Genomic DNA, 1,235 nt, shown 5'->3' with positions numbered 1-1,235 from the left:
GAAGATCTTAATGCATCAATTCGACGTATCAGAAAATCACTCTTTTGCTGGAGTAGCCATGACCGCGAGCATCCGGCATGATAACGTCGTAATCCTCCTCCAGAATCCGCGCCAAAGGCATCCAGCACAATCCATTCAACATTAGGCCATGCAACAGAACAAGAGGAGGCTTGCTGCCACCGGTTCGGAGGTAGTGCACGTCAATACCATTTGCTTCGCAGATCCCGGTTGTCCAACCAGACATCATTTTCTCCTTTTAATACACCTCCATCAAAAACTTATATTGATTACCTCAATATAGCGAGCATAGCCCGGGTGGAGCTTGCGGAACCCGGGCTATGCTCGCTAATTTTTTGTTCTGATTTATTGTTGTTCATTTTTCACCTCTGGCTAAGATTTTACTCTCTTAACAGGGTGTCCAACAAATCAGAGCAGGATCAAATACCGAAACATACCCTCTTTGGAAATTGAAAGTCACTGACCCGCATGACCCACCCCCACAATGCTTTTGACAATAATTAGTCAGGTGATATAATTTGCGCACTAAGGCATTAAATACCCAAATAATTATGAGAACATTTTCATGTATAAATCAATTGTATTTAATAACCAATTAATAAAATATCGCTTATCGTTATCATATAATGATAATCATGATGGTGTTTTTATTCACATTGTTTTTCCTCATGCTATTATTTTAAAAGATGAGAAGTGCTTAGACTCGTTAAGGATGGCTATCCTGGATTGTCATCGTGAATTAATTGAACGTATGATTCAAGCTGTCGCAAAAGATGGAAAAGCAAATCAAGAGGTAAAATCAGATTATCTGGGTAAACTTTCTTTTGATTCATTAGATTTAAGCAATACTGGGACCACCTATAATTTTTTTAAGGGTATTAAAATGGATGTGGATGGGGTTATGCGTGTACCACCAGCATTCGAGAAGCATATTGGTTCGGGAGAACCTTTTAGTGTGTCCCCAAAAAATCCATGAGAACAGTGATGCACTACATGTTACGCTGATATTTTATATGCTGGTGTCACCAGTGATTTGATACGCTGACGTAATAGTAAGACCCCGCCACCTAATAAATTGCAGATTACATAGCCAACCGCTTTCGTTTTTTACGCAATCGAATTTTTCATGACGAACCCATCTGGCATGGAAAGCAAGCGTAGGCTGGGCTGATAAGCCCAGCACCCTACTCACCAAACCTCAATAACTCGAAAGAATT

Annotated in this window: 2 protein-coding genes; one reads left to right on the top strand and one right to left on the bottom strand. The window is 40.2% G+C overall.

Annotation, left to right across the window (positions count from 1 at the left end; translation table 11 throughout):
* Positions 1-28 precede the first annotated feature (28 nt).
* Positions 29-244, bottom strand: coding sequence for an alpha/beta fold hydrolase (locus ACQUTA_RS13070; protein ID WP_444988705.1), 216 nt, complete (start codon positions 242-244; stop codon positions 29-31).
* Positions 245-583: 339 nt separating this feature from the next.
* On the opposite strand from ACQUTA_RS13070, the gene ACQUTA_RS13065 reads away from it, so the two are divergent.
* On the top strand, positions 584-994 hold the full coding sequence (locus tag ACQUTA_RS13065; RefSeq protein ID WP_444988704.1) for a hypothetical protein: 411 nt from the start codon (positions 584-586) through the stop codon (positions 992-994).
* Positions 995-1,235: the final 241 nt, after the last annotated feature.

It is taken from the genome of Legionella navarrensis, assembly GCF_052527415.1.
This window is presented reverse-complemented; position numbering and strand designations above follow the sequence as displayed.

Bases quoted from the DNA above. Each gene is read 5' to 3' on its own strand.
- ACQUTA_RS13070 (WP_444988705.1), bottom strand. From the start codon at position 244: ATGTCTGGTTGGACAACCGGGATCTGCGAAGCAAATGGTATTGACGTG.
- ACQUTA_RS13065 (WP_444988704.1), top strand. From the start codon at position 584: ATGTATAAATCAATTGTATTTAATAACCAATTAATAAAATATCGCTTA.